This is a genomic window from Cryptosporangium japonicum (genome assembly GCF_039524755.1).
GTDB lineage: Bacteria > Actinomycetota > Actinomycetes > Mycobacteriales > Cryptosporangiaceae > Cryptosporangium > Cryptosporangium japonicum.
In genome coordinates this window covers 67,305-84,645 of sequence record NZ_BAAAGX010000037.1, presented here as the reverse complement: position 1 = coordinate 84,645, position 17,341 = coordinate 67,305, and the positions used below count along the sequence as shown (strand labels likewise).

Here is a 17,341-nt window from a genome sequence, read left to right as displayed (position 1 = left end):
CACAATCGTTGCCAGGACACGACCCTCCCGGGTCGGGAGGGAGGTTCGGTGCTGCCACGAAGCGACGCGGAGAGCGGTTCGCCCGCCGCCGTGGTCCCCGGCCCGCCCCCCGCAACCGACGCCGCCCCTGCCGCCGCGCCCCCGGCCGCCGCGCCCCTCAGCGCCGCGCCCCCGGCGAAGGACGCCCCGGCTGCCGCGCCCCCGAGCGCCGCGTCCCTGAGCGCCTCGCCCCCGGCGACGGACGCACTGGCCGCCGCGTCCCCGAGCGCCGCGTCCCCGAGCGCCGCGTCCCTGAGCGCCGCGTCCCCGGCAACGGACGTCCCGGCCGACGAAGCCCCGCCCACCAAGACCACGCCGGACACGATCCCCGCTGACGCCCCGACCGGCGACGGTGCGGGCGAGACCGCGCCCGCTAGTGGGCGTGGACGGCGGCGGTGGCGGCCCTGGAGCACCGCGGACCTCGACCCCGAGCGGCCGCCGCTGCGGGGCTGGGTCGCCGCGCTGCTCGCGATCGCCTCCGGCGCGCTGCTCGTGCCGGCCTTCCCGCCCCACGACCTGTGGTGGCTCGCGCCGGTCGCGGTCGCGATGCTGGCCGCCGCGGTGCACCGCCAGCGGGCCCGCCGCGGCGCCTGGCTGGGGCTGCTGCACGGCCTGGTGTTCTTCGTGATCCTGCTCGAGTGGGTCGGCATCTACGTCGGCGAAGCGTTCGTCTATCTGCTGGGGGCGGTGGAGGCGGCGTACGTCGCCGGGCTCGGTGCGCTGCTCGCCGCGAGTTCGCGGGCCGTCGACCGGTACCGCTGGAGCTGGCCGCTCGTCGTCGGCGCCGGCTGGGTCACGCAGGAGGCGGTGCGCGGGCGCTGGCCGTTCGGCGGCTTCCCGTGGGGCCGGCTCGCGTTCGCCGAGACCGACGGCCCCCTGCTGCACCTGGCCTCGGTCGCCGGTGCGCCCCTCGTCACGTTCGCCACCGCCGCACTCGGTGGCCTCCTCGTCGCCGCCCTCTGGCGCCGCTGGCCCCTGACCGATTACCCGCTCGCCCGACGCCTCCTCGCGGCCACCCCACCTCCCCACCAGAGGCCACCCGCCGCCGCATCGGCCGGCTCGCCCCTTGCCGCGTCGGCCGGCTCGGCCAGATCGGCCGGCTCGGCCGTCGCCGGTTCGGCCGCGGCGGACGCCCGCGCGTCCCGCGGGCGGCGGGCGGGGGTGCGGGCGGCGGCCTGGCTCGGGGCCGTCGGTGTCGTCCTGCTCGCCGCCTGGTTCCTCCCGACGCCGAAGGCCGACGGCCGGAACGTCACGGTCGCCGTCATCCAGGGCAACGTTCCCCGCCTCGGGCTCGACTTCAACGCCCAGCGGCGCGCGGTGCTCGACAACCACGTCACCCGCACGCTCACGCTCGCCCGTGACGTCGCCGCCGGCCGGGCGAAGCAACCCGATCTGGTCATCTGGCCGGAGAACGCGTCCGACATCGACCCGCTGATCAACGAGGACGCCCGCGCGGAGATCGACGAGGCGGCCACCGCGATCAAGGCGCCGATCCTGGTCGGCGCGGTGCTGCGCGGCCCCGGCGAGTACCTGACGAACGCCGGCCTGGTCTGGGTGCCCGGTGAGGGCCCCACCGACCGGTACGAGAAGCGTCACCCGGTGCCGTTCGGTGAGTACATTCCGCTGCGGTCGCTCGCCCGGAAGATCACCACCAAGGTCGACCTGGTCCGCCGTGACTTCAAGGCCGGCACGGAGATCGGCACGGTCGGCATGCCGACGCCGACCGCGGGCACCGTCCAGGTCGGCGACGTGATCTGTTTCGAGGTCGCCTACGACGGCCTGGTGACCGACACGGTCAACGCCGGCGCGCAGATCCTCGCGGTGCAGACGAACAACGCCACGTTCGGCCTGAGCGGCGAGAGCCCGCAGCAGGTCGCGATGGCGAGGCTCCGTGCGGTCGAGCACGGCAAGTGGTCGGTCGTCGCGTCGACGAGCGGGATCTCCGCCACGATCGGCCCGAACGGGCACATCTACGACCACGCGGGTCTCTTCTCGGCCGGAACGCTGATCCGGTCACTCGCGTTGTCAGAGGACCGTACGCTGGCCACCGCAGTGGGCCAGTGGCCGGAAGCGGCGTTCTGCACGCTCAGTGGGGTCGCGTTGGTCGCGGCCGCTGCGCTGCGGCGACGTCGAGCGGCCGGCGTGGGACGAACGACGGAGGAAGGCTGACACCGATGACGGCCGAGAAGATGGAGCAGGGCCCCGGTCCGGCCTCGAATCGCGAGGAATATCCCGGTCTGGGAAACGTGGTCGTCGTCATCCCGACCTACAACGAGGCCGAGAACATCCGGCTGATCGTCACCCGGCTGCGCCGCGCGGTGCCCGAGGTCGAGGTGCTGGTGGCCGACGACGGGTCACCGGACGGCACCGGCGAGATCGTCGACGAGATGGCCGCCGCCGACCCGCGCGTGCACGTCCTGCACCGCACGAGCAAAGAGGGCCTCGGCGCGGCCTACCTGGCCGGGTTCGCCTGGGCGGCCGAGCACGGCGCGGACGTCATGGTGGAGATGGACGCCGACGGCTCCCACGACCCGGACGAGCTGCCCCGGCTGCTCAACGCGCTGCGCGACGCCGACGTGGTGATCGGTTCGCGCAAGGTGCCGGGCGGCAAGATCGTCAACTGGCCGATGTCGCGGGTGATGATCTCGCACGTCGGGAACCTGTATACGCGGCTCGCGCTGAGCATCCCGGTGAAGGACAGCACGGCCGGGTTCCGCGCCTACCGCGCCGAGGTGATCGCACCGGAGAACCTGGCCGGGGTCGCGTCGCAGGGCTACTGCTTCCAGATCGACATGGTCTACCGGGCCTGGCGCGCCGGCTACCGGGTCGTCGAGGTTCCGGTGACGTTCGCCGAGCGGGAGCGCGGCCACAGCAAGATGAGCTCGGACATCGTCCGCGAAGCGCTGTGGCGGGTGGGGCTGTGGGGTGTGCAGGCGCGCGTGGACGCCGCGAAGAAGGTCATCGACAAGCTGCGCTGAGAGGCCGCTGAGAGTTTCGGCCGGTGCGGCGGCCCGGTCGTACGCTTGACTCATGCGAGCCCTTCTCGCCGCGTTCGTCGTACTGATCGTGGCCGCCACCGTGGAGATCACCCTGCTCGTCCGCGTCGGCCAGGAGGTCGGGCTCGGATGGACGTTCCTGCTGCTCGTCGGCAGCGCGCTACTCGGTAGCTGGCTGTTGCGCCGGGAAGGCGCCCGGGCGTTCCGGGCGCTGCGCGAAGCCGCCGCGGCCGGGCGCACCCCGGCGAAGGAGACCGCCGAGGGCGCGGTCGTGCTGGCCGGCGGGCTGCTCATGATCCTGCCCGGCCTGATCAGCGACGTCGTCGGCCTGCTGCTGCTGGTGCCGCCGGTCCGTGCGCTCGCCGGGCGGTTGGTGCTGCGCTCGGCCGTGCGCCGCATGCCGCCGGATGTCAGCAGCGCGCTGCTGGGCCCGATGCAGGTGCGGTCGCGCCGGGTGAAGGCCGACGCCGCCGCCGCGCCGGGTCAGGGCGAGCCGGTGCCGCCGCGGGAGTTCTCACCCGGCCGCGGAACCGTCATCGAAGGCGAGATCGACCGCTGAGACACACGAGAAACCCGCCGTCCCCGAAGGGGCGGCGGGTTTCTCGTGTCGTCGGTCAGGCGGAGCGGCTCCGCCGACCTCGAAGGACCTCCAGGCGCTCGGCCAGGACCTCCTCGAGCTCGGCGACCGTGCGCCGCTCCAGGAGCATGTCCCAGTGCGTACGCGGCGGCTTGGCCTTCTTGGCCTCCGGCTCGTCACCGTCGATGATTCGCGCCACGGTACCGTCGGCCCGGCATTCCCACGTGATCGGGATTTCCGCGTCGGCGGCGAAAGGGACCGTGAACCGGTGACCACGCGGGCACAGGTACTCTCCCTGCTGGCGGGGCGCCAGCTCCGTGTTGCGGTCGGTCTCGTAGCTCACTGCTCCGAGCCGACTACCGCGCAGCGTGCGCTCACCCATCTGCATCAACCCCCTGGCGTCTGCGGTCAGCCACCGGTACCAACGACGATGACGGACAGAAGATTCCGCCGTCGCTGACTTATGTGCCCAGCAGCACACCACCGCATGCGCGTATGCGGCAACTCGTTACAAGGAGGACACGCGTGGAGCACACGAGCGAGGTTGGATCCCCCGCCGCCGATCGGTCCCGGCAGATCGTCCTCGCGGTCGCGCTTCTCCGCTTGGCCGTCGGCGCCGTGTCCACCGTCCAGCCTACTGCGCTACCTCGGGGAATGGGTATCGACAGCGCCACGGCGGCACGAGCGACGTTTATCACGCAAATGTTCGCAAGCCGGGAGATTGCGCTCGCGCTGGGGACGAGTTACGCGGTGGTGCGTGGCCGGAGTCCGCGGCCGTGGCTGCTCGCGTCGGCGCTGTCCGACGGGGCCGACGCGGTGACGCTGGTCACGGCCGCGCGTCAGGGCCGGGTCGCCAAGGTCGCCGCGTACGCCGCCGCGGCCGGCGCGGTGGTCGCGGTCGGCGCCTCCGTCTGGGCCGCCACCCGCCGCCCCTGATCCACCCCGCCCGCCAACACGCCCGGGTGCGCGCGGTCGGTGGGCTTCACGTGCGGTGACCGTCGCCGGGATCCGCTACCGTGCGCTCGGCCGGGTTACCCGGCCGACGGCTACGGAGAGACAGGCGGCGAGCATGGCGGTGGCGGGCGGGGACGAGTACGACGTGATCGTCGTCGGTGCCGGACCGGTCGGGGAGAACGTGGCCGACCAGGTCGTCCGCGGCGGTCTGAGCGCGCTGCTCGTCGAACGGGAACTCGTCGGCGGCGAATGCTCGTACTGGGCCTGCATCCCCAGCAAAGCGCTGCTGCGCCCGGCCGCTGCCCTCGCCGACGCGCGGCGCGTCGACGGTGCCGCCACCGCGGTGCGCGGCGGCCCGAACCCCGAGCAGGTCCTCGCCCGCCGCACCAGCTTCACCCACAACTGGTCCGACGACTCCCAGGTCGGCTGGCTCGACTACGCCGGCATCGCGCTGGTCCGCGGCACCGCCCGGCTGGTGGGGGAGCGGCAGGTCGAGATCCGCACCCGCGACGGCGGCGCGCGCCGGGTGGCCGCCCGGCAGGCCGTAGTGCTGGCCACCGGGAGCAGGGCCACCGTGCCCGACGTTCCGGGTCTGGCCGAGGCCGACCCCTGGACCAGCCGGGACGCGACGTCGGCGACCGCGGTTCCGGACGAGCTGGCCGTGCTCGGCGGCGGGGTCGTGGGCTGCGAGATGGCCACCGCGTTCGCCGCCCTGGGCAGCCGGGTGACGCTGATCGCGCGGGGCGAGCGTCTGCTGCCGCGGCTGGAGCCGTTCGCGAGCGAGGCCGTGCTCGCCGGGCTGCCGAAGGCCGGCGTCGACGTGCGGCTCGGGGCGACGGTCACCGCGGTCGAACGCGACGAGGCCGGCGTCCGGATCGACGTCGCGGACGCCGACGCGACCCGCACGGTCCGGGCCGACGAGATCCTGGTCGCGACCGGGCGGACGGCCGCGGTCGAGGGTCTGGGCCTGGAGACGGTCGGCGTCACCGAACTGCGGGTCGACGACAGCTGCCGGGTCGCGGGCGTCGACTGGCTCTACGCGGCGGGCGACGTGAACGGGCGCGCGCTGCTCACCCACATGGGCAAGTACCAGGCCCGGGCGTGCGGGGCGGCGATCGTCGCGCGGGCCGGCGGGGACGCCGCCGAACCCACGCCGTGGAGCCGGTACGCGGCCACCGCCGATCACGCGGCGGTGCCGCAGGCCGTGTTCACCGACCCGGAGGTCGGGGCGGTGGGGCTCACCGAGGCCGAGGCGCGCGACGCCGGGCTGCCGGTGCGCGCGGTCGAGTACGACCTGGGGCAGGTGGCCGGGGCGTCGCTGTTCGCCGACGGGTACGCCGGGCGGGCGAAGCTCGTCGTCGACACCGGGCGCGAGGTGATCGTCGGCGCCACGTTCGTCGGGGCGACGTCGGCGGAGCTCGTGCACGCGGCCACGATCGCGATCGTCGGCGAGGTGCCCCTGTCCCGCCTGTGGCACGCGGTGCCGAGCTTCCCGACGATCAGCGAGGTCTGGCTGCGCCTCCTCGAGGCCTACGGCCGGTGAGAAGGCGCGCCCCGGCGTGGGGCGCGCCTTCTCTGAAACAACTGCTCGCGGCCGACGACGTCAGGCGGCCGACGTCGCGAGCCGCTGGCCGATCTTGCGGCCGGTCTCCTCGGCGCTGGTGTGCGCGGACGAGAGCAGCTGGGCGGCGAGCGGGCGCAGCTCGGCCATCGCCGGGTTGACCTCGGCCAGCGTCAGCTCGGCCTCGACCACCTCGAGGTCCAGGCCCCAGATGTCGGCCAGCACGCGGCGCAGGTACGGCGTGTTGTGGTCCCAGCCCTCGCGGGGCGTGCCCGGGCTGTAGCCGCCGCCGCGCACGGTCACGAGCACGGCCGGGCGGCCGGCGATCGCCGACGGCGCACCGGGCGCGAACGCCGGCGTGGTGATCAGCGTGTCGACCCACGACTTCACGTGGTGCGGGATCGCGTAGTTATAGAGCGGGATCGCGAACAGGAACGCGTCCGCGGCGACGAGCTCGTCGGCCAGCGACGTGGCCAGCGCGACCGCGCCGTTCTGCGCCGGGGAGCGGTCCGCGGCCGGGGTCATGCCGGCGCCGACCGCGGTGGCCCACGTGCTCGCGGGCAGCGGGTCGATGCCCAGGTCACGGTGGATGATCCGGGCCTCGGGGTGCTCGGCACGCCAGGCGGACTGCACGGTGTCGGCGACCGCCCGGCTCACCGAACCCTCGGTGCGGATGCTGGCGTCGAGGCGGAACAGGGTCACGAGAACTCCTCGCAGATGTGTGGTGACACCACTGAGCTGTTGCCTAGATAGTATGTACAGCAGACGATCTGAATGACAACCCGTCTGTGATCCAGTCGGGAAAACTTCCCCCGGAGCCGTACGATGTGTCCCATGGCCGCGGTCCCCGCCCCCGAACGCCCGACCATCCCCCTCGGTGACGACCTGGGATGGGCTCTCGGCGTGCTGTTCCGGGCCTACGCGAAGGCCAGCGCCGCCGCGCTGGAGGGAGTCCCCGGCGGGCCGCGGGGCTACCAGGTGCTGGCCACGTCGGTCCGTGACACCCCGGGCACCCAGCTCGCGCTGGCCCACCAGCTCGGCGTCGACCGCACGGTCATGACGTACCTGCTCGACGACCTGGAGAAAGCCGGCCTGGTCACCCGGCAGCCCGACCCGGCGGACCGCAGGGCGCGGCGCATCGTCGCCACCGATCAGGGCCGGGAACTGCTCCGCGAGCTCGACGAACGGCTCTGCGCCGTCGAGGCGCACCTGCTCGAGGCGCTACCCGAGGCCGAGCAGGGGACGTTCCGCGCGCTCCTGCAACGGCTGGCCGGGCACGCCAACTCGGCCGACCCGCTCCACAACACGTGTCAGGCCGTCGCCGAACTGGCGACCTAGCGCGGCACGCTCCTCAGAGCGGCACCGCGAGCTGGCCCGCGGACGGCACCGCCGGGCCCAGGTCGCCGATCCGGTAGTGGCGCCGGCAGAGCACCTGGTAACGCACCTCGGCCTCGTCGGTGTCGGCGACGAGGATCTGGTCGCCGGTGCGGATCACGCTGCCGTCGACCACGCGCGCGTTCTGCTGGCCGGGGCGCCCGCACCAGCACAGCACCTCGACCTGCAGGCGGATCAGCTCGTCGGCGAGCTCGAACAGCCGGCGGCTGCCCGGGAACAGCTCGCTGCGGAAGTCGGTGGCCAGCCCGAACGCGTAGACGTCGATGCCGGCCCGGTCGGCCAGGTCGGCGGCCTGCTCGACCTGCTCGGGCTCGTAGAACTGCACCTCGTCGCAGATCAGGTAGTCCACGCGGCGGCCCGCGCGCCACTCGGCCCGCACGACGTCGTGCAGATCGGTCGTGGCGTCGACCTCGGTGGCGTTCGCGGTGAGGCCGACGCGGCTGGAGATCTTCGCCGACCCGGCCCGGTCGAGCTTCGTCAGCAGCAGCCCGTGGCGTCCCTGGCGGGCGTGGTTGTGGTTGATCTGTAACGCCAGCGTGGACTTCCCGCAGTCCATCGGCCCGTAGAAGAAACGGAGCGTTCCGGGGGGATCGAAGGGGAGGCGCGCTGCGGACACTAGAGCAGCTTAGGCGGGGTGTTTCCGGCCTCGACGATGGCCCGGCGGATCGGCACCGCGGCCAGCACCAGGAACCCGACCACGAAGAACACGATCAGCGACAGGATCGACACCCGGTAGCTGTCGGTGAGCTGGTAGGCCAGGCCGAACAGCAGCGGCCCCATCCAGCTCGTGCCCTTGTCGCTGATCTGGTACAGCCCGTAGTACTCGGCCTCCTTGCCGGCCGGGATCAACTGGCTGTAGAGCGACCGGGACAGCGCCTGGCTGCCGCCGAGCACGAGCCCGATGGCCGCGCCCAGCGCCACGAACGGCAGCGGCGCCCGCGCCGGCACGAAGTACGCCGCCGCCAGCACGAACGTCCACAGCACCAGGCTGAGCAGCACGGCCTTCCAGGCGCCGATCCGCTTGGCCAGCGCACCGAGCAGCAGCGCACCGCCGAACGCCAGGAACTGGATCATCAGGATCGTCGGCACCAGCGCGGTCTGTTCCAGCTCCAGCTCCTCGGTCGCGTACGTGGCCGAGAGCGTGATCACGGTCTGGATGCCGTCGTTGTAGATCAGGTAGGCGACGAGGAAGAACAGCGTCAGTTTCAGGCTGCCGAGCTCGCGCAGGGTGTGTCCCAGCTGGGCGAAGCCGGCGAACACCGACCGGCTCCGTGACGTCTCCACCGGCGGCCGGTCGACGAGCGGACGGATCGCGAAGTACGCGAACACCGCCCACCACACCCCGGCCGAGACGATGCTCCAGCGCGCGATCTCACCGGTCGACCAGCCCAGGCCGTCGCCGACGAGCACCGCGATGACGTTGAACAGCAGCAGCAGGCCGCCGCCGAGGTAGCCGATCGCCCACCCGCGGCTGCTCACCGCGTCCCGTTCGTCCGGGTCGGAGATCTGCGGCAGGTAGGAGTAGTACACGGTCTCGGCCGCGCCGAACAGCACGTTGGAGACGACCAGGAGCGCGCCGCCGAGCAGGTAGCGGTCGCCGGTGACGAACAGCATCGCGATCGTCGCCGCCGCCCCGAGCGCGGTGATCCAGGCGAGCAGGCGCTTCTTGTGCCAGGACCGGTCGGCGTAGGCCCCGACCAGCGGCAGCACCAGGACCTGCGCGATCACCGACAGCGACAGCACGTAGGCGAAGAACGAGCCGGGCGCCACCGGGATGCCGAGCGGGTGCAGGTCGACGCAGGTCGAACCCTCCTCGGCGCACCCGGCGGCCCGTTCGGCCAGCGAGGTCAGGTACGGGCCGAGGAAGACCGTGATGACCGTGGTGTTGTACGCCGAGATCGCCCAGTCGTAGAAGTACCAGCCGCGGCGTTCCTGCGGGGTGGACCTAGCAACCGTCTCGGTCGTCACAGGCGTCCTGATCGTTCAGGCGGCCCAGTGGCCGCGGGCGGTGAGGACGTCACGCAGGACGTCGATCCGGTCGGTCATGATGCCATCCACGCCGAGGTCGAGCAGCCGCAGCATGGTCGGCTCCTCGTCGACGGTCCAGACGTGCACCTGCAGGCCGAGCCGGTGGGCGGCGGCGACGAACCGGGCGTCGACGACCCGGACGCCGCGGTGGCGGATCGGCACCTGCGCGGCGCAGACCCCGGGTGCGAACCGGGGCCGGCGGCCGGTCAGCGAGGCCACCCGCAGCCGGGCCACGTCACGCGGGCCGAGCGAGGTCGCCACCGATGGGCATTCCCTCCGGAACCGGGTCAGTCGTCGATCGGAGAACGAACCGATGCACACCCGGTCGGACGCCCCGTGCCGCGCGATCGCCGCGGCCAGCGGCGCCACCGCCGCGTCGGCCTTGACGTCGATGTTGATCCGGAGCGACGGCCAGGTGTCGAGGAGCTCGTCGAAGAGCGGGACCCGCTCGGTGCCGCCGATCCGGGCGGCACGCACCTCACGCAGCGGCAGCGCGCCGATCCGCCCGGTGCGGTCGGTGACCCGGTCGAGCGTCCGGTCGTGGAACGCCACCAGCGCGCCGTCGCTGGTCGCGTGCACGTCGGTCTCCACGTAGCGGTAGCCGGCGTCGACCGCGCGGGCGAACGCCGTCATCGTGTTCTCGAGCCCCCGGGCCGCGCCACCACGGTGAGCGAACGCGAGGGGACGGGGAGCATCGAGAAACGGGAGCGGCACGCGATTCAGTATCGCGGTGCGTCGGGGAACCGACGATGCCCATCCGGCCTGTCGTACGGCACCGATAGGGTAATCGGCGAAAGGGGGAGCCTCATGCGCGTGCTGGGCATCGACTTCGGCACGTCGAACACGGTGGCGATGCTCCGCACGCCCGACGGCCGGGTTCGGCCGTTGTTGTTCGACGGTTCACCATTGCTGCCGTCCGCGGTGTACCTCGGTACCGACGGCCGGATGGTGGTGGGCCGGGACGCCGAGCGGAACGCGCGGGTCGACCCCGGGCGCTTCGAGCCGAACCCGAAACGACGGGTCGACGACGGCACGATCTTCCTGGGCGACCGGGAGATGCCGGTTCCCGACGTGTTCGCCACCGTGCTCGGCACGGTCGCCACCGAGGCCCGCCGCCAGCTGGGCGCGCTGCCCGACGAGGTGCGGATGACGCACCCCGCGCGCTGGGCCGAGCGGCGGCGCAACGTCCTGATCGAGGGTGCGGTCCGGGCCGGGTTACCGCGTCCGAAGCTGATCGCCGAACCGGTCGCCGCCGCGTCGTACTTCACCGCCGAGCTGCAGACCTCGGTGCCGGTCGGCCGTTCGCTGGCCATCTACGACCTGGGCGGCGGAACGTTCGACGCCACCGTGGTGCGGCGCACCGCGGCCGGCTTCGAGGTGCTCGCCGAGGGCGGCCTGCCCGACGTCGGCGGCGTCGACTTCGACCACGCGGTGATCGAGCACCTCGGGCACGTCTACTCGCGCACCAACGGCGATTTCTGGCAGCGCCTGCAGAACCCGCTGGACGCCACCGACCGGCGGAACCGGCGGATGCTCTGGGAGGACGTGCGCGGCGCCAAGGAGATGCTCTCGCGCACCACCAGCGCCGACATCCATCTGCCCGCCATGGAGATCGACGCGCACCTGACCCGCGACGAGCTCGAGCACCTGATCCGCCCGTACCTGGAGCGAACCGTGAACTGCCTCACGACGACGATCACCGAGGCGCACCTCAACCCGCGTGATCTCGTCGGCATCTTCCTGGTCGGTGGCTCGAGCCGCATCCCGCTGGCCGCGCACCTGATCCACAGCCAGCTCCAGGTGGCTCCCACCGCGCTCGAGCAGCCCGAGACGGTGGTGGCCGAGGGCAGCCTGCGTGTCGGTTCGCTGCCCGGTGAGGGCGGCGCACCCACCGGCCGCCCGGTGTCGGCGCCGGTGCCACCGCGTTCGGGCCCGCCGCTGCGCACCGGCGGCCCGCAGCTGTCCGGCGCGCAGCCGGTCAGCGCCCCGGCCCGGCCGGTGAGCGCTCCGCCGCCGCACGTCCAGGCGCGTCCGCTCTCCGGCCCACCGGCCAGCCCGGCCGGGCCGATGCGCACCCCGATGCCCCCGCGCGTCAACAACCCGATGCCGCCCCGGCCCGCGGCGATGCCCGCGAAACCGGCGGAGACGAAGAAGAGCTGGTACCAGGAACCAGCGGTCGTGGTGACGCTGATCGTCGCGCTGGTGTTGCTGCTCGGCTTCTTCATCATCCTGTGCCTGGCGATCGGCAGCAGCTGAGCCCGGTTCACCTGACCTCGGAGGGGGGAGATGGCTGAACACACCCCCGCCGGTGTGTGGGAGCCGATCGTCACGCCGTGGCACCTCGACGAGGTGCTCCCGGCCTTCCCCGTCCCGGTCACCGCGACGCAGGTGTCGTCCTCGCCGACGCCCGCGACCTCGACCCCGCCGAGCGGGAGGCCCTCGACGCCAGCCGGGTTCGCCGTCTCTCCGCCGACCCGGCCGCGTTGGCCTCCGCCCTCGGTGACCTGGGTCCCGTCCCGGTCTACGTTCACCTCGACATCGACGTCATCGACGGCGCCGAGGTACCCGGCGCGCGCTTTCCGTCCGGGCCCGGGCCCTCCGTCAGTCAGATCGAGGAATGTCTCGCCGCGGTCTGCGCCGCCGCCGATGTGAGAGCCGCCTACCTCGCGTGCGCGTGGCTCCCCGACCGTATCGGCGACCTCACCACCCGGGGCACGATCACCCGGCTCGCCCGGGCGCTCGGTGCCGACCTGAGATGGCCCGAACCGACTGGCCCCTGACCGCGCCGGAGCGGCGGGCCCGGGGGAGCCCGGTCAGGCGGGTGGGCCCCAGAGGCGGGCCAGGTTGCGTACGGCGGGGTCGTCGCTGCCCACGAGCTCGCGGTAGGCGTCCCCGGTCGGGTCGCCGACCGACGGGGGCTCGCCGAGGGCGGCACGCAGGTCGTCCGACCCGCCCTCCGGAGTGGCCGGCACCGCGTCGCCGGTGACCGGTACGTCGGCGTCGCCGAGCAGGCCGGTGTCGACCCACGGCGGTCCGCCGGAGGGTTCCGGCACGTCGACGTCGGTCAGGTCGGGCAGGTCGAGCCAGGCGCCGTCGGTGGTGTCGGCGGCGGGGGCGTCGGGGTCGGCGCCGAGGCCGACGGGGGAGTCGTCGCCGACCGCGGGGACGTCCGGGTAGTCCGGGGAGTCCGCCGGGTCGGGGGCGTCGGGCTCGTCGGTGGGGAGGTCGGGCTCGACCGCCGCGGCGAAGTCCTCGTCGGTGAGGTCCAAGGTTTCGGCCGTGTCCGGCGGCCACGGGGCGTCGTCGGGCTGGTCGTCGGGGTCGTCGAGGTCGACGGTCCCGTGCTCCCAGGCCGGGTCGCCCACGCCGGGCAGCGCGTTGTCGTCCGGGAGGTCGTCCGGTCCGTCCGCCTCGAACCCGTCCGGGAAGTCGTCGCCCACGTGGCCGTCCATCGTGGCCTCACGCCTTCCCGGCCGCGGCCGGCGCCGCCTGATCCGCAGCCCCACCCGGAACCGCGCCCCCCGGAACCGCGCCACCGGCCCCAGCGCCCCCGGCACCGGCGCCGCCAGCACCCGCGCTCTTCGGAGCCGCCGTCTTCGGCGCCCCCGTCGGCACGGTGATCTTCGTCGCCGCTTTCGCCTTGCCCAGCACCTCGTCCAGCGACTTGATCCGCGCCCGGATCCCGTCCCGGTCACCCTGCAGCGCGGTGCGCTTCTTCGCCCGGTTCGCCTTGTCGTCGGCCAGTGCCTTGTCGATCTCGGCGATCTGCGCGTCGAGCTGCTCGACCCGGCGCTCCACCGCCTCGTCGAGCGCGACGGTCAGCGCGAACTGCAGGTCGGTGAAGCGGTGCGAGATCTCCTCGGCGATCGACGCTCTGGCCTCGTTCAGCACCTCGCGCAGCCAGATCTTCGCGGCCTGCCGGTCGTTGCCGACCCGGCGGCGGTAGAGCATGAACGCACCGGCGGCCAGACCGACGCCCAGGCCGATCACCGGCACCGCGAACCCGGCCGCGGTACCGGCCAGCAGCGCACCGGCACCGGTGGCGCTCAGGTTGCCCAGCAGCGACGCGGTACCCACCGCACCGGTGATGACCAGCGCGTTGTCGCCGCCGGCGCCGTCACGCTGGGGCCGCGCGGAGGCGACCGAGCGCAGCCGGGCGTTCAACCGGGCCAGGATCTGCGACAGCTCGGCGTCGGAGAAGACCTCGCGCAGGATCTGCGCGCCGATCACCCGGAACCGGCGCTCCATCTCGGCCGAGAGGCGCAGCGCGATCGCCTGCAGGGCCTGGTCGATGTCGGTCGGCAGGCGCTTGATGCGCTCGCCGTTGGCCTTCTCGACGATCGTCAGGTAGTGGTCCTGCGCCTTGCTGATCTCGTTGCGCAGCAGCGCGGTCGAGTCGACGCGGGCCCGCTGCACCTCGGTGTTGAGCGTCAGCGTCCAGGTGCGTGCGTCCTTGCGCTTGCGCTGGACGAACTCCGCCCGCTCGGCCTTGAGCTTCTCGGCCTGACCCGGGTCGGGGTCGACGGCACGCATCTTCTCGCCGATCTGGGTGTCCAGGCCGACGAGTTCCGAACGCACCGTACGCAGCAGGTTGGCCTGCACCAGCACGCCGTTGCGTACCGCGACCTGGCGGGCCAGCGCGGTGCGCAGGTCGGCGATGCGCGACTCCCGGCGCACCTCCTCGGCGGCCTCCGGGATCGGCATCTGGTCGGCCAGTTCGGCCAGCCGGGCCGACACCGGGAAGAACGCGGACTGCGCGAACCGCGGCGCGTGGGTGTGCAGCAGCGACTTGTCGTCGTCGAGCACGGTGCGCCAGCCGGGGAACGCGTCGGTCTTGGTCAGCGCGAACATCACCAGGTTGACGCGCTTGCTGGCCTCGAGCAGGAAGTCCAGCTCGGGCTTGGAGAACGGCGAGGACGCGTCGACGACGAACAGCAGCGCGGTGGCCCGCGCGACCGCGTCCAGCGCGATCTCGGCGTGGGTCGAGTCGAGCCCGCCGACGCCCGGGGTGTCGATGAGCGTGATGCTGTTGAGCAGCGGCGCGGTGTGGAACACCTGGATCCGCTGCGGCGGACGCCGTCCGTCGGGCAGCGTGCCCAGCACCGTGCCCCAGTCACGCAGCGCGTTGAGCCCGAGCGGGTGCGGCATCGTGTCGCCCGGCACGTGGGCGAGCGCCCGCGGCGGGTCGCCGGCCGAGAACTCCAGGTACGCGCTGGTCGCGACGGCGGCGTCCACCGGGGACAGGTTCGGCGTCGAGAGCAGGGCGTTGATCAGCGAGCTCTTGCCGCGTTTGGTCTCGCCGACGACGACCACGGTGGGCTGGGTGACCTCGGCACGGCGGAGCTGGTCGATGTCGGCGGCCAGGTCGGGGTCGAGGCGGCGCAGGTGCCCCAGGCCGGTGTCGATCGCACCGCGGATTTGCTCCTCGACCGCGCGCAGTGCGGCGGCGGGGTCGGGCTTGGCGGCGGGGGTGGTCATCGGGCCTCCGACTGGTAGACCGTGACGACCGGCGCTCGGACGATCTGCCCCCGGTCGGTGTAGCCGGAGATCTCGACCGCCGCGATGGTCCCGGAGAGCGCCGGGTCGGTGGTCGGGGTGGTACCGCCGGCTTCGTGCCGGGCGGTGTCGAACGGTTCGCCGGCCGGCCGGTCCTCGACGACGCCGACCTCGCTCAGCGCCCAGGCCAGCCGGTCGGCGATGGCCTTGCTGGTGGCGCGGTCACGCACGTAGATCGCGGTCTCGACGAGCGTCTGGCGTTCCCGGGTGAGCCGGCCGGTCTCCGGAGGGGCGTCGGTGAGCACCGCGTGGGCGCCGGTGGAGTGGCTCGCGCTGACCGGTTGCTGCTGCGGCGGCGGGCCGTAGCCCCCGTACGCCCCGCTGGACACCGGCTGCGCGGCGGCGGCCGGCGTGTCGGTGCGCGGCACGAACAGCGCGATCCCGGCGATGATGCCCCCGGTCACGAGCGCGCCGAGGAAACCGAAGACCGCGCTCAGTGCGTCGAAACCGCTGGCGCAGTTGTCGGTGGCCAGCGTGAAGGCCTCGTTGACGCCCGGCAGTCCGCCGTTCTCCGGCGGGGTACCGCCCGGCACGTCGACGTCGGGCTTGCCGCCGTCGTCGGACGGGGACGCCTCGCCCACCGGACCGCCGCCCGCCGTCGAGGGGCCGGTCGACGGGGCGGCCGACGACACGGAGGACGCCGGGGTCTGGCCGGTGTCGCCGCACCCTCCCGGTCCGCCAGCGACAAAACCGGTGACCAGGCCGGTGAGCACGGCCAGGACAAGGGTCAGCCCGGCCACGATGAGCCGGACGAAGCTGGTCGGCATGGTGGGGGTACTCCGTTCGCCGAAGGTCAGGACGCGTTCGCGCGGACGCGCTGGGACAGCAGGTAGAAGCCGCGGTGCGCCACGTGGGCGATCCGCGCCTGAGCGGGGCTGGCGCTGGCCACCGCGAACGTCCGCCACCGGGTGGCGGCCTCGAGCGCGGCCTGCGCGAGCTGGGGGACCGGCGCGCCGGCCAGGTTCAGGATCCAGCCGGGGTCGTCGGAGAGCGCGAGCCGGGTGAGCTCGGACTCCATCCCGGCCGGCAGCTCGACGGCGCCGGTGGTGACCTGCTGGGCCACCTCGAGCAGCCGCAGCTGGTGGTACTCGGGCTGCTGGAGGAGGCGCTCCACGGCGTCGCGGAGCAGTTCCCGGTCGGCCGGACGCTCGGCGCGCGCGGCGATCTGCTCCAGCGTCGTCAGCGCCCAGCCGGCCTTGATCGCGTCGGTGCGCCAGCGGAACGCCTGGTCGAGCGTCTGGCGCACGCGCGGGAACCCGGACGCGCGGTAGAGCCGGCGGATCAGCTCGCCGGTCGCCAGCGTCGAGTCGGCGGCGAGCGACGCGACCGCGAACTGGATGCCGTAGAGGTCGAGCAGGCGCAGCAGGCGCTCGCGCTGCTCGGCCGGCACCTCGCACTCGCGGGTGGTGAACAGGTCGACCGAGGCCATCAGCACCGCGCGGTCCACCGCGGGCAGCGCGGCCAGCGCGCGCAGGCTCTCGCAGTCCGCCGCGGTCAGCCGCCCGGCCTCGGTGGTCTCGGCGAGCAGGCCGACGACCGGCACGACGTCGGCGACCTGGCGGCGCAGCGCCTGGGCCTGCGTCTCGGCCAGCGGACCGGCGACCGGCCACGGGTCGCCCCCGCCGCCCAGTTTGTCCACTTTGTTGAAGAGGCCGAGTGAGTTGATCGGGTTCGACGAGAGCCGCGCGGAGATCGAGCGGAACGCTTCCAGCGCCTCCAAGTCGTCCTCGCGGACCGACTGGGTGAACACGTAGATGATCGCCTCGGCGCCGGAGAGCGCGCTCTGCGAGTCCGAGTCGAGGTCGTCGTCGACCGGGTTGTCGTTGAACAGGAACCGCCGCGTGCCCGCGCTGACCTGGGAGTTGGTCGAGCTCAGACCGGGGGTGTCGACGACCGTGAGGTCACGCAGCCGGTCGCTGGCCAGCGTGACGTCGACGTAGGACACCTCCTGGCGCGGGATGCCGAGGCGCTGCGGGATCATCCCCGACTCGTCGAGCGGCAGGCTGACCCGCAGCCCGTCGCGGCGGACCACGTCGACCCGGTCGGCCGGCCCGTACCGGAACTGCGTCACCAGCCGCGTGCACTCGCCGACCTCGGTGGGCGCCACCCGGCGCCCGATCAGCGCGTTGACGAGCGTCGACTTACCGGCCTTGAGCCGTCCGGCGATCGCGACCCGCAGCGGCTCGCCGAGCCGCCGGGACAGGTCTGCGACCGCCACACCGGTGCCGCCTCCGA

General features: G+C 73.4%; 17 protein-coding genes. 8 read left to right on the top strand and 9 right to left on the bottom strand.

The window, feature by feature from the left end; genetic code table 11:
• The first annotated feature begins 48 nt into the window (after nt 1-48).
• Genes lnt through ABD437_RS38625 form a run of 3 tightly spaced genes read left to right on the top strand, consistent with a single transcriptional unit; the run spans nt 49 to nt 3,594 of the window.
• The gene (lnt, locus tag ABD437_RS38635; protein ID WP_344653948.1) at nt 49-2,208 is read left to right on the top strand and encodes an apolipoprotein N-acyltransferase; all 2,160 of its coding nucleotides are present in this window, start codon (nt 49-51) and stop codon (nt 2,206-2,208) included.
• 20 nt (nt 2,209-2,228) lie between these two features.
• Nucleotides 2,229-3,017, top strand: coding sequence for a polyprenol monophosphomannose synthase (locus ABD437_RS38630; RefSeq protein WP_344653995.1), 789 nt, complete (start codon nt 2,229-2,231; stop codon nt 3,015-3,017).
• Nucleotides 3,018-3,069: 52 nt separating this feature from the next.
• Complete coding sequence (locus tag ABD437_RS38625) at nt 3,070-3,594, top strand: FxsA family protein (protein ID WP_344653947.1); 525 nt, start codon at nt 3,070-3,072, stop codon at nt 3,592-3,594.
• A gap of 55 nt (nt 3,595-3,649) precedes the next feature.
• On the opposite strand, the gene ABD437_RS38620 is transcribed toward ABD437_RS38625, so the two are convergent.
• Complete coding sequence (locus tag ABD437_RS38620; RefSeq protein ID WP_035856302.1) at nt 3,650-3,994, bottom strand: RNA polymerase-binding protein RbpA; 345 nt, start codon at nt 3,992-3,994, stop codon at nt 3,650-3,652.
• A 320-nt stretch (nt 3,995-4,314) separates the two neighbouring features.
• Here ABD437_RS38620 and ABD437_RS38615 point away from each other — a divergent pair, with 320 nt between their 5' ends.
• A complete protein-coding gene (locus ABD437_RS38615) occupies nt 4,315-4,548 on the top strand; it encodes a hypothetical protein (protein WP_344653946.1) in 234 nt (77 codons plus the stop codon).
• 133 nt (nt 4,549-4,681) lie between these two features.
• A complete protein-coding gene (locus ABD437_RS38610; protein ID WP_344653945.1) occupies nt 4,682-6,109 on the top strand; it encodes a dihydrolipoyl dehydrogenase family protein in 1,428 nt (475 codons plus the stop codon).
• 60 nt (nt 6,110-6,169) lie between these two features.
• Here ABD437_RS38610 and ABD437_RS38605 read toward each other — a convergent pair whose 3' ends face one another.
• Nucleotides 6,170-6,829 carry an FMN-dependent NADH-azoreductase gene (locus tag ABD437_RS38605; RefSeq protein WP_344653944.1) on the bottom strand — a complete coding sequence of 220 codons (660 nt, stop codon included), beginning with the start codon at nt 6,827-6,829 and terminating at the stop codon, nt 6,170-6,172.
• 132 nt (nt 6,830-6,961) lie between these two features.
• On the opposite strand from ABD437_RS38605, the gene ABD437_RS38600 reads away from it, so the two are divergent.
• On the top strand, nt 6,962-7,465 hold the full coding sequence (locus ABD437_RS38600) for a MarR family winged helix-turn-helix transcriptional regulator (RefSeq protein WP_344653943.1): 504 nt from the start codon (nt 6,962-6,964) through the stop codon (nt 7,463-7,465).
• A 13-nt stretch (nt 7,466-7,478) separates the two neighbouring features.
• On the opposite strand, the gene ABD437_RS38595 is transcribed toward ABD437_RS38600, so the two are convergent.
• The 3 genes from ABD437_RS38595 to ABD437_RS38585 are packed head-to-tail and all read right to left on the bottom strand — an operon-like array spanning nt 7,479 to nt 10,264.
• A complete protein-coding gene (locus tag ABD437_RS38595) occupies nt 7,479-8,138 on the bottom strand; it encodes a thymidine kinase (protein ID WP_344653942.1) in 660 nt (219 codons plus the stop codon).
• Nucleotides 8,138-9,490 carry an MFS transporter gene (locus tag ABD437_RS38590; RefSeq protein WP_344653941.1) on the bottom strand — a complete coding sequence of 451 codons (1,353 nt, stop codon included), beginning with the start codon at nt 9,488-9,490 and terminating at the stop codon, nt 8,138-8,140. The genes ABD437_RS38595 and ABD437_RS38590 overlap by 1 nt, the downstream gene beginning before the upstream one ends.
• A gap of 15 nt (nt 9,491-9,505) precedes the next feature.
• Nucleotides 9,506-10,264 carry a glycerophosphodiester phosphodiesterase family protein gene (locus ABD437_RS38585; RefSeq protein WP_425558343.1) on the bottom strand — a complete coding sequence of 253 codons (759 nt, stop codon included), beginning with the start codon at nt 10,262-10,264 and terminating at the stop codon, nt 9,506-9,508.
• Between the two features lie 93 nt (nt 10,265-10,357).
• On the opposite strand from ABD437_RS38585, the gene ABD437_RS38580 reads away from it, so the two are divergent.
• Nucleotides 10,358-11,806: an Hsp70 family protein gene (locus tag ABD437_RS38580; RefSeq protein WP_344653940.1), complete on the top strand. Its 1,449-nt coding sequence runs from the start codon at nt 10,358-10,360 to the stop codon at nt 11,804-11,806.
• A gap of 77 nt (nt 11,807-11,883) precedes the next feature.
• A complete protein-coding gene (locus tag ABD437_RS38575; RefSeq protein WP_344653939.1) occupies nt 11,884-12,330 on the top strand; it encodes an arginase family protein in 447 nt (148 codons plus the stop codon).
• A 33-nt stretch (nt 12,331-12,363) separates the two neighbouring features.
• On the opposite strand, the gene ABD437_RS38570 is transcribed toward ABD437_RS38575, so the two are convergent.
• Genes ABD437_RS38570 through ABD437_RS38555 form a run of 4 tightly spaced genes read right to left on the bottom strand, consistent with a single transcriptional unit; the run spans nt 12,364 to nt 17,324 of the window.
• A complete protein-coding gene (locus ABD437_RS38570; RefSeq protein WP_344653938.1) occupies nt 12,364-13,002 on the bottom strand; it encodes a hypothetical protein in 639 nt (212 codons plus the stop codon).
• A 7-nt stretch (nt 13,003-13,009) separates the two neighbouring features.
• Nucleotides 13,010-15,028 (bottom strand): dynamin family protein, encoded by a 2,019-nt coding sequence (locus tag ABD437_RS38565; RefSeq protein ID WP_344653937.1) that lies wholly within the window; start codon nt 15,026-15,028, stop codon nt 13,010-13,012.
• Nucleotides 15,025-15,873, bottom strand: coding sequence for a nucleotide exchange factor GrpE (gene grpE, locus ABD437_RS38560; RefSeq protein WP_344653936.1), 849 nt, complete (start codon nt 15,871-15,873; stop codon nt 15,025-15,027). Before grpE ends, ABD437_RS38565 begins: the two co-directional genes overlap by 4 nt.
• 26 nt (nt 15,874-15,899) lie before the next feature.
• Nucleotides 15,900-17,324 carry a dynamin family protein gene (locus ABD437_RS38555; RefSeq protein ID WP_344653935.1) on the bottom strand — a complete coding sequence of 475 codons (1,425 nt, stop codon included), beginning with the start codon at nt 17,322-17,324 and terminating at the stop codon, nt 15,900-15,902.
• Nucleotides 17,325-17,341 lie beyond the last annotated feature (17 nt).